This window comes from Pseudomonas sp. H3_D04 (assembly GCF_054669175.1).
This window is the reverse complement of the sequence record NZ_CP162801.1, coordinates 1,380,489-1,397,638: the sequence shown is the minus strand read 5'-3', so window position 1 is coordinate 1,397,638 and position 17,150 is coordinate 1,380,489. Positions and strand designations below refer to the sequence as shown.

The 17,150-nt window shown below is 60.1% G+C and carries 13 protein-coding genes; 7 read left to right on the top strand and 6 right to left on the bottom strand.

The window, feature by feature from the left end; genetic code table 11:
• Window positions 1-39: 39 nt before the first annotated feature.
• Entirely contained in the window at window positions 40-1,968 is a 1,929-nt protein-coding gene (locus AB4N91_RS06635; RefSeq protein ID WP_200666697.1) for a transglycosylase SLT domain-containing protein, read from the top strand.
• Window positions 1,969-2,042: 74 nt separating this feature from the next.
• Here the strand turns inward: AB4N91_RS06635 and AB4N91_RS06630 are convergent, their stop codons facing one another.
• A complete protein-coding gene (locus tag AB4N91_RS06630; protein ID WP_042933041.1) occupies window positions 2,043-3,077 on the bottom strand; it encodes a Fic family protein in 1,035 nt (344 codons plus the stop codon).
• A gap of 68 nt (window positions 3,078-3,145) precedes the next feature.
• Entirely contained in the window at window positions 3,146-4,912 is a 1,767-nt protein-coding gene (locus AB4N91_RS06625; RefSeq protein ID WP_010456377.1) for an ABC transporter transmembrane domain-containing protein, read from the bottom strand.
• A gap of 256 nt (window positions 4,913-5,168) precedes the next feature.
• Here AB4N91_RS06625 and AB4N91_RS06620 point away from each other — a divergent pair, with 256 nt between their 5' ends.
• Window positions 5,169-5,348 carry a PA1571 family protein gene (locus tag AB4N91_RS06620; protein ID WP_010456379.1) on the top strand — a complete coding sequence of 60 codons (180 nt, stop codon included), beginning with the start codon at window positions 5,169-5,171 and terminating at the stop codon, window positions 5,346-5,348.
• Between the two features lie 184 nt (window positions 5,349-5,532).
• On the opposite strand, the gene pdxB is transcribed toward AB4N91_RS06620, so the two are convergent.
• Window positions 5,533-6,675: a 4-phosphoerythronate dehydrogenase PdxB gene (gene pdxB, locus AB4N91_RS06615; RefSeq protein WP_154912817.1), complete on the bottom strand. Its 1,143-nt coding sequence runs from the start codon at window positions 6,673-6,675 to the stop codon at window positions 5,533-5,535.
• 333 nt (window positions 6,676-7,008) lie between these two features.
• Between pdxB and AB4N91_RS06610 the strand changes: the two genes are divergently transcribed.
• Entirely contained in the window at window positions 7,009-8,418 is a 1,410-nt protein-coding gene (locus AB4N91_RS06610; protein ID WP_200666699.1) for an MATE family efflux transporter, read from the top strand.
• Here the strand turns inward: AB4N91_RS06610 and tusA are convergent.
• Both tusA and rlmM read right to left on the bottom strand, forming a co-directional pair.
• Window positions 8,415-8,666: a sulfurtransferase TusA gene (gene tusA / locus AB4N91_RS06605; protein WP_007907805.1), complete on the bottom strand. Its 252-nt coding sequence runs from the start codon at window positions 8,664-8,666 to the stop codon at window positions 8,415-8,417. The genes AB4N91_RS06610 and tusA overlap by 4 nt on opposite strands.
• A 167-nt stretch (window positions 8,667-8,833) precedes the next feature.
• Window positions 8,834-9,907: a 23S rRNA (cytidine(2498)-2'-O)-methyltransferase RlmM gene (gene rlmM / locus AB4N91_RS06600; protein WP_010456393.1), complete on the bottom strand. Its 1,074-nt coding sequence runs from the start codon at window positions 9,905-9,907 to the stop codon at window positions 8,834-8,836.
• A 222-nt stretch (window positions 9,908-10,129) separates the two neighbouring features.
• Here rlmM and acnA point away from each other — a divergent pair, with 222 nt between their 5' ends.
• From acnA to AB4N91_RS06580, 4 genes are all read left to right on the top strand, one after another.
• Entirely contained in the window at window positions 10,130-12,871 is a 2,742-nt protein-coding gene (gene acnA, locus AB4N91_RS06595) for an aconitate hydratase AcnA (RefSeq protein WP_010456394.1), read from the top strand.
• Between the two features lie 244 nt (window positions 12,872-13,115).
• Window positions 13,116-13,907, top strand: coding sequence for a CPBP family intramembrane glutamic endopeptidase (locus AB4N91_RS06590; RefSeq protein ID WP_145305937.1), 792 nt, complete (start codon window positions 13,116-13,118; stop codon window positions 13,905-13,907).
• Between the two features lie 103 nt (window positions 13,908-14,010).
• Entirely contained in the window at window positions 14,011-15,576 is a 1,566-nt protein-coding gene (locus AB4N91_RS06585; protein ID WP_010456398.1) for a methyl-accepting chemotaxis protein, read from the top strand.
• A 196-nt stretch (window positions 15,577-15,772) separates the two neighbouring features.
• The gene (locus AB4N91_RS06580; RefSeq protein ID WP_229801688.1) at window positions 15,773-16,276 is read left to right on the top strand and encodes a hypothetical protein; all 504 of its coding nucleotides are present in this window, start codon (window positions 15,773-15,775) and stop codon (window positions 16,274-16,276) included.
• Between the two features lie 134 nt (window positions 16,277-16,410).
• Here AB4N91_RS06580 and AB4N91_RS06575 read toward each other — a convergent pair whose 3' ends face one another.
• On the bottom strand, window positions 16,411-17,097 hold the full coding sequence (locus AB4N91_RS06575; RefSeq protein WP_077748215.1) for an alpha/beta family hydrolase: 687 nt from the start codon (window positions 17,095-17,097) through the stop codon (window positions 16,411-16,413).
• Between the last annotated feature and the right edge of the window lie 53 nt (window positions 17,098-17,150).

Sequence of the window (17,150 nt, the reverse complement as noted above, 5' to 3'; positions counted from 1 at the left end):
AAGTCTGCACTTGTCGTGATTTCTATGCCCGGACGTCTCATGCGCAGCCGCCTCTTCAGTTTTTTATCTTGCTTGCTTCTTTCTGCCGCTGCCGCTCAAACCGCCCAGGCGGTGGACCTGTCCACCCAGCGCCAATATTACGATGAGGCCAAGCGAGCCTTGGCCAAGGGCGATACCGGCCCATATTTTCGCTACAGCCAGGCCCTTAGTGATTATCCACTGGAGCCGTACCTGGCCTACGACGAACTGACCGCTCGGCTGAAAACGGCCAGCAATGCCGAAATCGAAAAATTCCTCGCCGAACACGGTGACCTGCCCCAGGCCAACTGGATGAAATTGCGCTGGTTGCGCTGGCTGGCCGAACGCGGCGACTGGGCGACCTTCGTTAAATACTACGACCCCAAGCTCAATTTCACCGAACTGGACTGCCTCAACGCGCAGTACCAGATTGGTCACAACCAGAAAGCCGAAGGCTACGCCAACGCCAATAAACTCTGGCTGACCGGCAAATCCCAACCCGCCGCCTGCGACGCGCTGTTCGGGCAATGGGCCGCCGAAGGTCAACTGACCGAACAGAAACGCTGGGAGCGCACGAAGCTCGCCGCCCAGGCGCGCAACTATCCGCTGGCCAACAGCCTGGTCAATGGCCTGACCACCCTCGCCCCTCGCGGTCGTTTGCTGGTGGATGTGGCGCAAAAACCTGAACTGCTGAATCAGCCGTCGCGCTTCACCCCTGCCGACGAACCGATGTCCGACGTGGTCAGTCTCGGTCTGCGCCGCCTGGCCCGCCAGGACCCGGACAAAGCCATGAACCTGCTCGACGGCTACGCCAGCAGCATGCACTTCTCCCGCGACGAAAAAGTGGCGATCGCCCGTGAAATCGGGTTGACCCTCGCCAAACGTTTCGACCCTCGCGCACTGGAAATGATGACCAGGTACGACCCGGAACTGCGCGACAACACCGTGTCCGAATGGCGCATGCGCCTGCTGTTGCGTCTGGCCCGCTGGGACGATGCCTATCAGCTGACTCGGCGCTTGCCGCAGGACCTGGCGACCACCAACCGCTGGCGCTACTGGCAGGCCCGCAGCCTGGAACTGGCGCAGCCGCAGAACCCGGAAGTACAAAACCTGTACAAGAACCTGGCCCGTGAGCGCGACTTCTACGGTTTCCTTGCCGCTGACCGTTCACAATCGCCCTACTCGCTAAACAACAAACCGCTGGTACTGAGCCAGGCGCTGATCAACAAGGTGCGCAACACGCCAGGCATTCGTCGCGCCCTCGAGTTCCACGCCCGCGGGCAGATCGTCGACGGTCGTCGCGAGTGGTACCACGTCAGCCGTCACTTAAACCGTGACGAAATGGTCGCCCAGGCAAAACTGGCCTACGACCTGAAATGGTATTTCCCGGCGATTCGCACCATCAGTCAGGCGCAATACTGGGACGATCTGGACATCCGCTTCCCGATGGCCCACCGCGAAACCCTGGTGCGTGAAGCCAAGGTCCGTGGCTTGCACTCGAGCTGGGTGTTCGCCATTACCCGCCAGGAAAGCGCCTTCATGGCCGACGCCCGTTCCGGCGTCGGCGCCAGCGGCCTGATGCAGCTGATGCCCGGCACCGCCAAGGAAACCGCACGCAAGTTCAGCATTCCGCTGGCCTCGCCGCAGCAAGTGCTCGACCCGGACAAGAACATCCAGCTCGGCGCCGCGTACCTGAGCCAGGTCCACAGCCAGTTCAACGGCAACCGCGTCCTCGCCTCCGCCGCCTACAACGCCGGCCCCGGCCGTGTACGCCAGTGGCTGCGCGGTGCGGATCACCTGAGCTTCGACGTGTGGGTGGAAAGCATCCCGTTCGACGAAACCCGCCAGTATGTGCAAAACGTACTGTCGTACTCGGTGATCTACGGCCAGAAACTCAACTCGCCACAGCCGCTGGTGGATTGGCATGAGCGGTACTTTGACGATCAGTGATCCTGATGTTGAAGTCCGAATAAAAATGCCCGCATCGATTGATGCGGGCATTTTTTTTGGCGTATCCAGAAGGCCTATGCAGACTTGAATCGTGCGGCAGTCTGTTTGCCATGCCGGGTCAGACGATATTTTTGAGCCGGACTGCTTGGTGTCTCGGGGCTGGTCATTTCAATCAAATCGGCAGCCAATGCGGGCCTGAGGTAGTTAGCCCGAAAGGTCGCCTTGTGAGCCAAACCGACCTCAGCCATCAAGTCGCTGATTTTAAGCGGACCATTAACCTGGAGTGCTGAAAGCAATCTCCCTACTGGGTCGGTTACTGGGTCGGTTACTGGGTCGATTATTGATTCGGTATTGCCTGCCTCCTCAAGCGCAATACTCAACGCTTGCAGCATGAACTCGACAAAAGGCGTCGACTCAGCCAACTGGTCCGCAGCCGACAACGCCGCGTAATAAGCGTCTTGCTGCTCTCGAATCACCGCTTCGACTGGCAGATAAGCCAACACCGGCCGCCACTGACTGAGTATCAAGGTTTGCCAGAGTCGCCCCATCCGCCCATTTCCATCGGCGAAAGGATGAATAAACTCGAACTCGTAGTGGAAGACGCAGCTGACGATCAATGGGTGCCAATCCGATTGACTGAGCCACGCCAGCAAATCGTCCATCAAATGCCCAACACGACTCGGCGGCGGTGCCATGTGGACTAATTTTTCACCACGATAAATACCGACACCCGCTTGGCGAAACCGCCCACAGTCGTCAATCAATCCGCCCATCAGCAACTCATGCGCCCGTAGCAGGTCGGCCCGGGCGCTCGACCGCCACTCAGGCATGGCTTCATACGCCGCAAAAGCGTTACGCACTTCCTGGATTTCTCGCGGCAGGCCAAGTACTCGTCGCCCAGCCAGGACTGCGGTCACCTGCTCGATGCTGAGCGTGTTGTTCTCGATCGCCAAGGAAGCCTGAATCGTGCGAATTCGATTACTACGACGCAGTTGAGGCGTCTGCAGGCGTTCGTCCACAGCCGTCAGCTGACCGATTTGTTCGCTGATCCCGGCGATCAACGCCAGCATTCTGGTGGTCAGGGTCAACGGTGGTTGATAACGGCTCATATCCTCATCCAGGCTCGCAACTGAGGCCGACATAATGCCCGAACCTCGCAGTGTTCAGCAGCTCTCATTCATGCCGCGTCGTGCCCGTCACTGAATTGCAACGCCGCCAACCGCGCATACAGCGCATTGCTCGCAATCAATTCCTGATGCGTCCCTATTGCCACCAGTTTCCCATGATCCATCACCGCGATCCGGTCGGCATTTTTTACCGTGGCCAAGCGGTGAGCGATGACCAGGGTGGTGCGGTTTTTCATCAGGCTCGGCAGGGCTTGCTGGATCAGGTGTTCGCTTTGGGCGTCGAGGGCGCTGGTGGCTTCGTCCAGCAACAGGATCGGCGCGTCCACCAGCAGCGCCCGTGCGATGGCCAGGCGTTGGCGCTGGCCGCCGGACAACCCGAGGCCACCGTCGCCAAGGTGGGTCTGATAGCCGTTAGGCATCTGCTCGATAAAGTCGTGGGCGTAGGCGATTTTCGCCGCTTCCTGAACCTGGGCCAGGGTCGCCGACGGGTTGCCGTAGCGGATGTTCTCTTCGATGCTGCCGAAGAACAGGGCCGGGTTTTGCGAGACCAGGGCGAAGCAGCGACGCAGGTCGAGCGGATCGAGTTGGGTCAGTGGCACGCCATCCAGCAGGATCTGCCCCGAGGCAGGATCATAAAAACGCAGCAGCAGGTCATACACAGTGGATTTCCCGGCACCGGACGGGCCGACCAGGGCGAGGGTTTCGCCTGCATTGATGGTCAGATTCAAGCCATCGACGGCGTAACTTTCTGGACGTGAAGGGTAGGAAAAGCGCACGTCTTGCAGCGTCAGATTGCCCTTCACCCGATCAGGCAAGGTCACCAGCCCTGTGGTGGGCGGCTGGATGATGTTCTCGGAGCGCAGCAATTCGGCAATCCGCTCGGCCGCACCCGCCGCTCGCTGCAATTCGCCGATCACCTCACTCAAGGTGCCAAAGGCGCTGCCGACGATCAGGCTGTAGAAGACGAAGGCTGCCAGTTCGCCCGCCGAGATCCGTCCGGCGATCACGTCCATACCGCCGACCCACAGCATCACGCCCACCGCGCCCAGCACGAGCACGATCACCAACGTAATTAGCCAGGCGCGCTGGAAAATGCGTTTGCGCGCCGTGTCGAACGCCTCCTCCACGGTCACGGCGAAGCGTTGCTCGTCCTGGACCTGATGGTTGTAGGCCTGCACGGTTTTGATCTGGCCGAGGGTTTCGGAGACGTAGCTGCCGATGTCGGCAATCCGGTCCTGACTCAGGCGCGACAGACTGCGTACCCGACGGCCGAAAACAAGGATCGGCGCGATCACCAGCGGCAACGCCACGACCACGATGCTGGTGAGTTTGGGGTTGGTGATAAACAGCAAGACGATCCCGCCGATGACCATCAGCAAATTGCGCAAGAACAGCGACAACGAAGAGCCGATCACTGATTGCAGCAACGTGGTGTCGGCGGTCAGCCGTGACTGGATCTCGGAGCTGCGATTGTCTTCATAGAAACCCGGATGCAGATAAACCAGGTGGTTGAATACTTGCTTGCGGATGTCCGCGACCACACGTTCGCCGATCCACGACACCAGATAGAAGCGCGCAAAGGTGCCGATCGCCAGCCCGACCACCAGCACCATGAACAAGCCGATGGTCTGGTTGAGCAAATGCGCCGATTGGGTCATGAACCCTTGATCCACCAGCAAGCGAATGCCCTGCCCCATCGACAAGGTGATGCCGGCGGTGATGATCAGCGCGAGCAATGCGCCAAGGGCCGGCCAGCGATAAGGTGCAAGAAAACGGCTGGTCAGGCGAATCGCACGGCGGTGACGGGCAGAGAGCATCGGGTTATCCAGTACGCAAATGATGGGACCAGCTATATCGCTTAAATGGGGTGGAACTCTGTAAATCACAATGAGTCAGGTTAATTATGACCACAAAGACTAGCCGCTAGACGCTATTGGTCTAATGTCCGGGTGGCAACACTGCGGTATTTCTGGTGGACTGATGTTGCCGCCTTGGAGAGATCGCAGGGAGTTGTCACAGACTGGTCACCTGGCGGTTTTAAAGTAGGCACACAACCTGATGAGGAGACAGGCCATGTCCTTGCAAAACAGCAGCGAAGACAAGATTCAAGTGATCCGCACACAACCAGACCAGTCTCTGGGTTGCTCAATTATTGATAAGGATGGGCGCGAAGTACCGATCACTGAAGACATGATCCAGCAAGCCTGCAGCGAACTGGAAAAGCGATTGGTCAAGCCTGCCGAACAAGAGTGATATAGCCACCGTCTTCTTGACCCGGCCCTGATGGCCGGGTTTTTTGTGGGTGCTTATCCGGGAAATGCGGTGCAGCCATTCGCGGGCAAGCCTCGCTCCTACAGATTTTGCGTCGTCAACCTACTTAGCGAACACCCAAATCCTGTAGTAGCGAGGCTTGCCCGCGAAAGGGTCAACCCGGTCTCTAGACCGCCGTTGCGCCCAGTGCCGCCACTATCTTCAGCAACTCAGGCGAATCCCCCTCAATCCGCACCTGCAACCCGTCAATCTCCCTGCGCGCAGGATAGTTCTTGCGCAACGCATCAAACGCCGCACGCTGCTCGCTCACATTGCCTACAAGGCTGCGACGAAAATCCGCATCGTCACGACGCGGGTCGTACACGCCGCGGCACAGCATCGCCAGCGCCCAGGCCGGATCGCTCTTCGCGTGAAGGGTCACGTGCGACAACCACGGCGCCGGCAGCAGATCGCTCAAGCTGACCTGGGCCGGTTGCCCGATGAATTCGCAATACGCCTGATAGATCTGCGCCGTCCCCCGTTGTTTGCCATCCAGGCTATAACCGGCAATGTGCGGCGTCGCCAGCACGCAGAGTTCGGCCAGCGTCACATCGACTTCAGGTTCGCCTTCCCACACGTCGAGCACCGCTTGCAGGTCTTCACGCTGCAACAACACCTGGCGCAGGGCGGCGTTGTCCACCACCGGGCCACGGCTGGCGTTGATCAGCCAGGTACCAGGCTTGAGTTGGTTCAGGCGATGTTTATCGAACAGATGCCAGGTCGACTGTGAGCCGTGTTTCTTCAAAGGGGTGTGCATACTGATGACATCGCACTGCTCGATGATCTGCTCGAGGCTGACGTAATCGCCACCTTCGGCCGCTTGCCGTGGCGGATCACACACCCGCACGTTCCAGCCCAGCCCCTTCAAGACCTTGACCAGGCGACCGCCCACTTCGCCGGCACCCACGATGCCGTAAGTGCGCTGAGTCAGGTCGACGCCTTCGATTTCGGCCAGGGTCAGCAAACTGCCGAGCACGTAGTCGACCACGCCCCGGGCATTGCAGCCGGGCGCGCTCGACCAGGTGATGCCGGCCTGCTGAAAATAATCCAGATCCAGGTGATCCGTGCCGATGGTGCAAGTGCCGACAAAGCGCACCTTGCTGCCTTCGAGCAACGCGCGATTGACGTTGGTCACCGAGCGCACCAGCAGCACATCGGCCTGCTCGACGGTGGCGCGGTCGATGGAACGTCCCGGCACCCGGCGAATTTCGCCGAAAGTTTCGAAGAAGGCATCGAGCAGCGGGATATTTTCGTCGGCAACAATCAACATGGCAGGCTCCTTTGGCGGGTTGGCAGTGTAGGCGGAGATGACTGTGGTGGGCCAGCGGGCATTAAGGTCACTCCATACCCTGTGGTGAGGGAGCTTGCTCCCGCTGGGTCGCGCAGCGGCCCCAACCCTAGCGATCCGGTTTTGACAGGCTTATCACTTGCAAGGCTATGGGACTGCTGCGCAGTCCAGCGGGAGCAAGCTCCCTCGCCACACAGTGATCAGCATTAACCCGGATCGGTGATTACAAATAGCTAACACAGGATTTTTCCTGACCACTGCGTCAGGGCGTAGAATGCGCCGCCTTGCGCATCAACATCTCTGGACGTTTCGCCCTTGAATTCCGTGACTGACCGCCCCGCCGCTACTTCCCTCACCCGCCCGGCCCGGGTTCGCCTGGAGCTGAAAAACCTGCTTGGCCTGGCGCTGCCGATCATGATCGCGCAACTGGCGACCACCGCCATGGGCTTCGTCGATGCGGTGATGGCGGGACGGGTCGGCCCGCGCGACTTGGCGGCCGTGGCGCTCGGCAACTCAATCTGGGTTCCAGTGTTTCTGTTGATGACTGGCACCTTGCTGGCCACTACTCCGAAAGTCGCCCAGCGCTTCGGTGCCGGCACCCACAGCGAAATCGGCCCGATTGTGCGTCAGGCACTGTGGCTGGCCTTGGTGGTGGGTTTGATGGCGACCGGCATGCTGCTCAGCGCCGAACCGATCCTGCACATGATGAAGGTCGATCCCGAGCTGATCGGCCCGTGCATGCAGTATCTGCACGGCATCGCCAGCGGTCTGCCCGCCGTCGCCTTCTATCATGTGTTGCGTTGCTTCAGTGACGGCCTGGGACGCACACGTCCAGCGATGGTGCTGGGCCTCTGCGGATTGGCGTTGAACATTCCGCTGAACTACATCTTCATCTATGGCCACTTCGGCGTGCCGGCCATGGGCGGGGTCGGGTGCGGCTGGGCCACGGCGATCGTGATGTGGGTGATGGCGCTGGGCATGGCCGGTTGGGAGCGTTGGGCACCGGCGTACCAGTCGAGTCAGTTGTTCAGCCGTTTCGACTGGCCGCAATGGTCGGTAATCAAACGCCTGCTCGGTATCGGCCTGCCGATCGGCATCGCAGTGTTCGCCGAGTCGAGCATCTTCGCCGTAATCGCCCTGCTGATCGGCAGCCTCGGCGCCACCGTGGTGGCCGGACATCAGATCGCCCTGAACTTCAGCTCGCTGGTGTTCATGATCCCTTACTCCCTCGGCATGGCCGTCACGGTGCGGGTCGGCCAGGCGCTCGGCCGCCAGGAGCCGCGCGAAGCACGCTTCGCTGCCGGGGTCGGCATGGGCACGGCGCTGGCGTATGCCTGTGTTTCGGCGAGCATGATGCTGTTGCTGCGCGAACACATCGCTACGATCTACACCGCCGACCCGACGGTCATACGCGTGGCAGCGATGCTGATTGTGTATTCGGCGCTGTTCCAGTTCTCCGACGCGATCCAGGTCACGGCGGCCGGCGCACTGCGCGGTTACCAGGACACTCGGGTGACGATGATCCTGACCCTGTTCGCCTATTGGGGCATCGGTTTGCCGGTGGGCTACGCCTTGGGCCTGACCGACTGGTTCGGCACGCCGAGCGGCCCGAGCGGGCTGTGGCAGGGTTTGATCGTGGGCTTGAGTTGCGCGGCGCTGATGCTGTCGATCCGCCTGACGCGCAGTGCACGCAAGCGAATCCGCATCAGTCATTCGGCGGGTTAAGCGAGTTTCTTGCGGATCCAGTAGAGGTAGGTGCCTGCCTCTTCGTGCTGCGCGACCAGTTCGTGGTCGAGGAATACGCAGAACTTGGGAATATCGCGACGGGTCGAGGGATCGGTCGCGATTACCTTGAGCAGGCCACCGGGCACCAGGTCACGGATGTGCTGGTGCAGCATCATCACCGGTTCCGGGCAGTTGAGGCCGGTGGCGTCGAGGGTGCCGTCTACCGGCGTATCAATCATTTCACTCATGATTCACTCCTGAAGCTGGCCGGCATTGTCGCGCATTGCCGGGGGTTCGGTCATCTGTGTCGTACACCGCCCCCCCTGTAGGAGCGAGGCTTGCCCGCGAAGAGGCCCTTGAGGACGCCAAAAGCTTCGCGGGCAAGCCTCGCTCCTACACGGGGGTGCGGTGTGTATCAGCGGGATTTCGGTTTCTTCACGTCGATCCGGCGCAAGTGGCACGTCACTTCTTCACGGTCGTGATACAGCTGCTTGCAGCCGATCTCGACCCGAATGCCGCGCTCCTTGAAGCCCTCGGCAATGCGTTCCAGCAAGCGTTTCACTTCGGCGTAACGCTGTTTCATCGGCAACTTCAGGTTGACCACCGCTTCGCGGCAATGTCCCTCGCCAATCCATTCTTCCAGCATCGCGGCGTTGCGCGCCGGTTTCTCGACGATGTCGCAGACCATCCAGTCCACCGGTTGCTTGGGCTTGAAGGTGAAACCGTCGGCCATCAGGTGCTGCACTAAACCAGTGTCCATCAAGCTTTCGGCCATCGGACCGTTGTCAATCGCCGTCACCAGCATGCCGCGGTTGACCAGTTGCCAGGTCCAGCCGCCGGGGGCGGCACCGAGGTCGACGCCGGTCATGTCGCTGTGCAGGCGCTCATCCCACTGATCGCGGGGGATAAAGTGGTGCCACGCCTCTTCCAGCTTCAACGTCGAACGGCTCGGCGCCTCACGAGGAAACTTCAGGCGCGGAATGCCCATCGGCCACATCGCCGAGTTGTTGGACTCGGCCAGCCCCATAAACACTTCGCGGCCGCTTTTGAAGGTCAGCAGCAGACGCGGCTTGTGCGCATCCTCGACCAACTTGCCGGCCGCCATCAGCGCCTTGCGCAGGTGCCCTTCGAATTTCTTGCAGAAGTTCGACAGTTCCTTGCCATCGTTGGTGTCGACCATTTCCAGCCACAGGCTGCCGCACAGCGGGAAGTCCGCCATGTGCGCAAGGATCACGCTGATGCGGTCGGTTTCCGGCAGGTCGATGAAAATTCCGCGCGCCCATTGGCGGGGGAAGATCAGCTCGGCGAAACGCTGGCCACGCATCAGGCGCTCGGCGCCGTCTTCTTCGGTGCAGATGAATTCAGCGCAGGCGCTGGCGGTCTTGGCTTTGGCATAACCGGCCACGTTCAGCCGCGCGGCGTGTTCGGAAATCTCGGAACAGACTTCGCCTTCGAAGCCCGGCCGGCAATGCATAAAGAGGGTGTTCATTCTTACTCCTGGGCAGTTGGCGAAGAATTCAGCCACTGCGCGATGCCCAGGCTTGCGTTGAAGCAAAGCCTGTCACGAAAACCGGCGCATGATAGCCGAGTTCGGAACCTTGGACTTGGCCATAGAGTCCAGTTATTAGCTTTAACATTCAAACAGGGCTAGGTTGAAAGCTCTGTCCGTCCCCTCAGTCCGTAGCCGTGCGGACTCAAAGGAGTGATCGCAATGCCGTCCCTCGATAGCCTAAACACCCTTAAAACCCTGCAAGTCGACGACAAGACCTATCACTATTTCAGCTTGCCCGATGCCGCCAAAAGTCTGGGCGACCTGGACAAGCTGCCGATGTCGTTGAAAGTGCTGCTGGAAAACCTGCTGCGCTGGGAAGATGAAAAAACCGTCACCGGCGCCGACCTCCGGGCGATTGCCGCCTGGCTCAAGGAGCGTCGCTCCGACCGAGAAATTCAATACCGCCCCGCACGAGTATTGATGCAGGACTTTACCGGCGTGCCTGCCGTGGTCGACCTGGCCGCCATGCGCGCCGCCATGGCCAAGGCGGGTGGCGACCCGCAGCGGATCAATCCGCTCTCCCCTGTGGATCTGGTGATCGACCACTCGGTGATGGTCGACAAATTCGGCAGTTCCAGCGCCTTCGAACAGAACGTCGACATCGAAATGCAGCGCAACGGTGAACGTTACGCGTTCCTGCGCTGGGGCCAGAGCGCCTTCGACAACTTCAGCGTGGTGCCACCGGGCACGGGCATTTGCCACCAGGTCAACCTGGAATACCTCGGTCGCACGGTCTGGACCAAAGACGAGGATGGCCGCACCTACGCCTTCCCCGACACCCTGGTCGGCACCGACTCCCACACCACCATGATCAACGGTCTCGGCGTACTCGGCTGGGGCGTCGGCGGGATCGAAGCGGAGGCGGCGATGCTCGGCCAGCCGGTATCGATGCTGATTCCGGAAGTGATCGGCTTCAAACTCACCGGCAAGCTCAAGGAAGGCATCACCGCCACCGACCTGGTGCTGACCGTCACGCAGATGCTGCGCAAGAAAGGCGTCGTCGGCAAGTTCGTCGAATTCTATGGCGACGGCCTAGCCGACCTGCCGCTGGCCGACCGCGCGACCATCGCCAACATGGCCCCGGAATACGGCGCCACCTGCGGCTTCTTCCCGGTCGACGACATCACGCTGGAGTATCTGCGGCTCTCGGGTCGCCCACTGGCCACCGTGAAACTGGTCGAGGCCTACAGCAAAGCTCAGGGCCTGTGGCGACTGCCGGGCCAGGAACCGGTGTTCACCGACACCCTGGCACTGGACATGGCCAGCGTCGAAGCCAGCCTGGCCGGGCCGAAACGCCCACAGGACAGGGTTTCGCTGCCAAATGTCGCGCAAGCGTTCAGTGACTTCATCGACCTGCAATTCAAACCCACCAGCAAGGAAGTCGGTCGCCTCGAAAGTGAAGGCGGCGGTGGCGTCGCGGTGGGCAATGCCGATCTGGCGGGCGAAGCCGACTACGAATACGACGGCCAGACCTATCGGTTGAAAAACGGCGCGGTGGTGATCGCCGCGATCACCTCTTGCACCAACACCTCCAACCCGAGCGTGATGATGGCCGCCGGTCTGGTGGCGAAAAAAGCCGTGGAAAAAGGCCTCAAGCGCAAACCGTGGGTCAAGAGTTCGTTGGCCCCTGGCTCGAAAGTGGTCACCGACTACTACAAGGCTGCCGGCCTGACCCCGTATCTGGATGAGCTGGGTTTTGACTTGGTCGGCTATGGCTGCACCACTTGCATCGGCAACTCCGGCCCCTTGCCGGAGCCGATTGAAAAAGCCATCCAGGCCGCAGACCTGACCGTCGCCTCGGTGCTGTCGGGCAACCGCAACTTCGAAGGCCGCGTGCATCCGCTGGTGAAAACCAACTGGCTGGCCTCTCCGCCGCTGGTCGTCGCCTATGCGTTGGCCGGCACGGTGCGGACCGACATCAGCAGCGAACCGCTGGGTAACGACAAGGATGGCAATCCGGTGTACCTGCGGGACATCTGGCCGAGCACCCAAGAGATTGCCGACGCCGTGAGTCAGGTCAACACCGCCATGTTCCACAAGGAATACGCCGAGGTGTTTGCCGGCGACGAGCAATGGCAAGCGATTGAAGTGCCGCAGGCAGCGACGTATGTCTGGCAGGACGATTCGACTTACATCCAGCATCCACCGTTCTTCGATGACATCGGCGGTCCACCGCCGGTGGTCAAGGACGTTTCCGGCGCCAGGGTCCTTGCGCTGCTGGGCGACTCGGTGACCACCGACCACATCTCCCCCGCCGGCAACATCAAGGCGGACAGCCCGGCCGGTCAATACCTGCGCGATAAAGGCGTGGAGCCGCGGGACTTCAACTCCTATGGTTCACGTCGCGGCAATCACGAAGTGATGATGCGCGGCACTTTCGCCAACATCCGCATTCGCAACGAAATGCTCAGCGGTGAAGAAGGCGGCAACACAATCTACATCCCGACCGGGGAAAGGATGCCAATCTACGACGCGGCCATGCGCTATCAAGCGTCGGGCACGCCGCTGGTGGTGATCGCAGGGCAAGAATACGGCACCGGTTCGAGCCGCGACTGGGCGGCCAAGGGCACTAATCTGCTGGGCGTGAAAGCGGTCATCGCCGAAAGCTTCGAGCGGATTCACCGTTCCAACCTGGTGGGCATGGGCGTGCTGCCGTTGCAGTTCAAGCTGGATCAGAACCGCAAGAGCCTGAACCTGACCGGCAAGGAGACGCTGGATATCCTTGGGTTGACCGGCGTCGAGTTGACGCCGCGAATGAACCTGACACTCATCATCACCCGCGAGAACGGCAGCCGCGAGAAAGTCGAGGTGCTGTGCCGGATCGATACGCTCAATGAAGTGGAATACTTCAAGGCAGGGGGGATTTTGCATTACGTGTTGCGGCAGTTGATTGCGTCGTAACCGCCTGCCGACACAGACACCGCCTTCGGGCGGTGTTTTTGTTTGGGCCTGTTTATAATCGCGCCCCGCAAACAGTGCACACTTTGTGGCGAGGGCGCTTGCTCCCGCTCGACTGCGAAGCAGTCGTAAAACAGCCGATGCGATCTGATTGAAGTATCGGGTCACCGGGTTTGGGGCTGCTTCGCACCCCAGCGGGAGCAAGCTCCCTCGCCACAAAAGCGCTTCAGCCTCAAAGGACTAATTTATGCTCGCCCTGCCATGGACATACCTGGCCCTTCTCTCCCTCGGCTACGCCCTCGCCCTGACCTACGGCCACCTCGGCTGGCTGGCCGGCATCTCCGTCGCATTGCTGCTCGTCGCTGGTTTCGCGGTCCGTCAGCAAAAAATCCCCATCGCTCGCTTCCTCGGTCACGGCGTGTTCATCATCCTCGCCGTGGCCCTGGCGATGCATTGGCTGCCCGGTTTCTACAACGGTCGTGGCATCGACCCGCATCGCATCACCGACGATGCCGCGCCGTTTACCATGTACCTGAATCAGGACAAGCCCCTGATCGGCTTTTGGCTGTTACTGGTGTGTCCGTGGATTGTCGGCCGGCGCTCTTTGCGCCTTTCGGTTTATGCCACCGCACTCGCCCTGCCCCTGAGCGCCATCCTGGCCTTGGGTGGCGCACTCTTGCTGGGGATGATCAGTTGGGCGCCGAAGTGGCCGGACCAAGCCGGGCTGTGGGTGCTGAACAATCTACTGCTGGTGACGCTGGTGGAGGAAGCGCTGTTTCGCGGTTACGTCCAGGGTGGGCTGAGCCGGCACTTCAAACACCTGCCTTACGGTGAAAACCTGGCATTGCTGCTCGCCTCGCTGTTGTTCGGCGTGGCGCATGCGGGCGCGGGTTGGCAATGGGTGCTGCTGGCGGGTCTGGCAGGTGTCGGCTATGGTCTGGCCTACCGTTTCGGCGGATTGGGGGCGGCCATCGCCACCCATTTCGGCTTGAACCTGCTGCATTTCGCACTGTTCACGTACCCGATGCTCGCCGGCTGATGCAATGGCCGTTTTGCGACGCGCCACTGATTATTGAAAAATATTTTCAATAAATTCCTGACGCCGCCGACAACCTCTCAAAGCCTTGCGGATTGAAAAAGCCATGCGTAACAACCAGCCCACCACACAACGCGAACGGACCTTTCCGGCTCAGCAACGGTTGATTTCCACCACCGATGCCAAGGGCGTGATCACCTACTGCAACGACGCCTTCGTCGAAATCAGCGGATTTTCTCGTGAAGAACTGATCCGTGCGCCGCATAACCTGGTCCGTCACCCCGACGTTCCGGCAGCGGTGTTCGCGCACATGTGGGGCACACTGAAACAAGGCTTGCCATGGATGGGCATTGTCAAGAATCGCTGCAAGACCGGTGACCACTACTGGGTTAACGCCTATGTCACACCGGTGTTCGAAGGCAATCAGGTGATCGGCTACGAATCGGTGCGGATCAAACCCACCGCCGAGCAGATCCGCCGTGCCGAAGCGCTCTACCAACGCATCAACCAGGGCAAGTCGGCCATTCCTTCGACAGACAAATGGCTGCCAGTCCTTCAGGACTGGGTGCCGTTCATTCTGGTCAGTCAACTGAGCTTCATGATCGGTGCGTCGCTCAACTCCCACTGGGGTTTCGCCCTGGCCGCCGGCCTGTCGGTGCCGCTGGGCTTGCTGGGCTTGAGCTGGCAACAGCGCGGCCTCAAGCGCTTGCTGGTGCTGGCGGGGCAAACCACCTCCGACCCGTTGATCGCGCAGATGTACACCGACAGCCGTGGCGCCCAGGCACGTCTGGAGATGTCGATTCTCAGCCAGGAAGCACGTCTGAAAACCTGCCTGACCCGCCTGCAGGACACCGCCGAGCACCTGACCGAACAAGCCAGGCAGTCCGACACCCTGGCCCACAACAGCTCCACGGGCCTGGAACGTCAACGCGTCGAAACCGAGCAAGTGGCCACCGCCGTCAATCAGATGGCCGCCACCACGCAGGAAGTCGCCAGCCACGTGCAGCGCACCGCCGATGCGACTCAGGAAGCCAATCGCCTGACCGGTCGCGGTCGCGACATCGCCGGGGAAACCCGCGAAGCCATCCAGCGCTTGTCGGTGGTGGTCGGTGAAACCGGGATGACCGTAACCCAGCTGGCCAAGGACAGCGACGAAATCGGTGGCGTGGTCGATGTCATCAAGGGCATCGCCGACCAGACCAACCTGCTGGCCCTGAACGCCGCCATCGAAGCGGCCCGTGCCGGCGAGATGGGCCGTGGTTTTGCCGTGGTGGCTGACGAAGTGCGTCAACTGGCGCAACGCACCAGCGAATCCACCGGACAGATTCACGCCCTGATCGCCAAGCTGCAACAAACCGCCAGCACCGCAGTGCAAACCATGGAAGCCGGGCATCGTCAGGCTGAAGAAGGCGTGGCGCGGGTACTGGAAGCGGATCAGGCGCTGGTAGGGATCAGCGAAGCGGTGGCCAACATCACCGACATGACCACCCAGATTGCGGCGGCGACCGAAGAGCAAAGTGCGGTGGCTGAAGAGATCAGCCGCAACATCAGCAACATCTCGCAGCTGGCTGACCAGACGTCGGAACAGGCACAGCACTCGGCGCTGTTGAGTGAAGAGCTGACCAAGACGGCGAATACCCAGTATTCGTTGGTGGAGCGGTTTAACCGCTGACAGTCACTGGAAAGACAAAAACCCGGACGGTGAAAACCTCCGGGTTTTTTTATTTTTGCAAATCGTGAAATGTTTTTAAGGAAGCACCTGTCAGTTCTGACAGTAGTCGAAAAAACCCAGGAGGCTTATCAAGGAGACGGTCGCTTTGTCCATCGGACAATGGCTACCGAACTCTTACCAGCAAAAGGATTTCATCATGACAACCCACGCGACCTTTATCCCTAAAAAATGCGCAACGTTCGCAAACGAAAACATCTTTCAGTGGAAATACGGAACCATCAAGAAAACTGCAGAATTCAGTGATTTTTACCAAGGTGAATTTTTCGGTGAGTTTTATTGGTCTATTGGTGGAGGAATGGGTACGGCTGCGGAGGAAAACACGTTTGTTTTCAGTATGACGCTACCCTACAACGGTGACGATGCACTGCCAGGTGTCTATACGCTAGATAACGGGCTGAGCTTTCTCCATGGCCACTGGATTCCCGCGCCTCCCGGCTTCAATGGCTTTCGAACGGTGGATGCAGACTCTGCCACGCTGAACATTATCAACTACAATCCCGTGACAGACATCGTCGAAGGCACATTCGAAGCCCTGTTCAAAAGCCATGGTTATCGTCTGAATCCAAAAGGCACATTCACCATGAAAAGACTGCGGCCTTCAACGCAAATGCCAGACGCACAACGGGAAAGCACTCCGTGACTTTTAAACACTCAAAATAATCAGACACAACCCCGCCCCCCATAAGTTTTCGGTGTTGAAGATCTCACTCACAACACAATAAAAAGTGGGGAGCGGGTTTGCCCGCGAAGCGGCCCAAACGGGCACCACCTCTTTCACTGAAGAAATGCAGCCACCCGACTCGCCGCCGAAGCCAAATGCTGCTCATGGGTCAACCCGGAAGCTTTCAATGGCTTCAAGTCATGATCCCCTGCCACCAGCCAGAACACCTCGATGCCCGGCGCCAACGCATAACCTTCGACCGCCTCGCGATTGCCCAGGGCATCGCGCTCGCCCTGTACGATCAACGTCCGGGTCTTGAGCCCGGCCAAATGCTCGACCCGAGGTTTCTCCGGTTTACCCACCGCATAAAACGGATAACCCAGGCACACCAACGCATCCGCCCCCAACTCATCCGCCAAAAGACTGGCCATCCGCCCGCCCATGGACTTGCCGCCAATCGCCAGACGCCCAGTGACATGGCGTCGCACCTCGGCGTACACCTCACGCCAGCACTCCAGCAGTTTCGGCGCCGGATTCGGTGGGCGCTTACCCCCGTCGACACGCCGCTGCGCCATGTACGGAAACTCGAAGCGCAACACGTTGACGCCTTGATCGGCGAGGCGTGCAGCCATGTCGTTCATCCAGACGCTGTCCATTGGCGCACCGGCGCCATGGGCGAGAATCAGCGTCACAGGATCCGCCGAAGCCTTTGAAGCCGCTTCATTCCACAACCATCCATGTTCCCGCACACACCGCGCCCATTGATCCCCGTCAATACTGGCCTTGTGCTCTTTGTCCATGCTTGCCTCGCTTTTAGTCTGCCTATAACTCCAGGCGAAGGGAGCGTTGCCTT

What these genes read in the sequence shown, in the direction of transcription:
- AB4N91_RS06625 (WP_010456377.1), bottom strand. Translation starts at nt 4,912, where the DNA reads ATGCTCTCTGCCCGTCACCGCCGTGCGATTCGCCTGACCAGCCGTTTT.
- acnA (WP_010456394.1), top strand. Translation starts at nt 10,130, where the DNA reads ATGCCGTCCCTCGATAGCCTAAACACCCTTAAAACCCTGCAAGTCGAC.
- AB4N91_RS06580 (WP_229801688.1), top strand. Translation starts at nt 15,773, where the DNA reads ATGACAACCCACGCGACCTTTATCCCTAAAAAATGCGCAACGTTCGCA.
- pdxB (WP_154912817.1), bottom strand. Translation starts at nt 6,675, where the DNA reads ATGTTGATTGTTGCCGACGAAAATATCCCGCTGCTCGATGCCTTCTTC.
- AB4N91_RS06635 (WP_200666697.1), top strand. Translation starts at nt 40, where the DNA reads ATGCGCAGCCGCCTCTTCAGTTTTTTATCTTGCTTGCTTCTTTCTGCC.
- tusA (WP_007907805.1), bottom strand. Translation starts at nt 8,666, where the DNA reads ATGAGTGAAATGATTGATACGCCGGTAGACGGCACCCTCGACGCCACC.
- AB4N91_RS06590 (WP_145305937.1), top strand. Translation starts at nt 13,116, where the DNA reads ATGCTCGCCCTGCCATGGACATACCTGGCCCTTCTCTCCCTCGGCTAC.
- AB4N91_RS06585 (WP_010456398.1), top strand. Translation starts at nt 14,011, where the DNA reads ATGCGTAACAACCAGCCCACCACACAACGCGAACGGACCTTTCCGGCT.
- AB4N91_RS06575 (WP_077748215.1), bottom strand. Translation starts at nt 17,097, where the DNA reads ATGGACAAAGAGCACAAGGCCAGTATTGACGGGGATCAATGGGCGCGG.
- rlmM (WP_010456393.1), bottom strand. Translation starts at nt 9,907, where the DNA reads ATGAACACCCTCTTTATGCATTGCCGGCCGGGCTTCGAAGGCGAAGTC.
- AB4N91_RS06630 (WP_042933041.1), bottom strand. Translation starts at nt 3,077, where the DNA reads ATGAGCCGTTATCAACCACCGTTGACCCTGACCACCAGAATGCTGGCG.
- AB4N91_RS06620 (WP_010456379.1), top strand. Translation starts at nt 5,169, where the DNA reads ATGTCCTTGCAAAACAGCAGCGAAGACAAGATTCAAGTGATCCGCACA.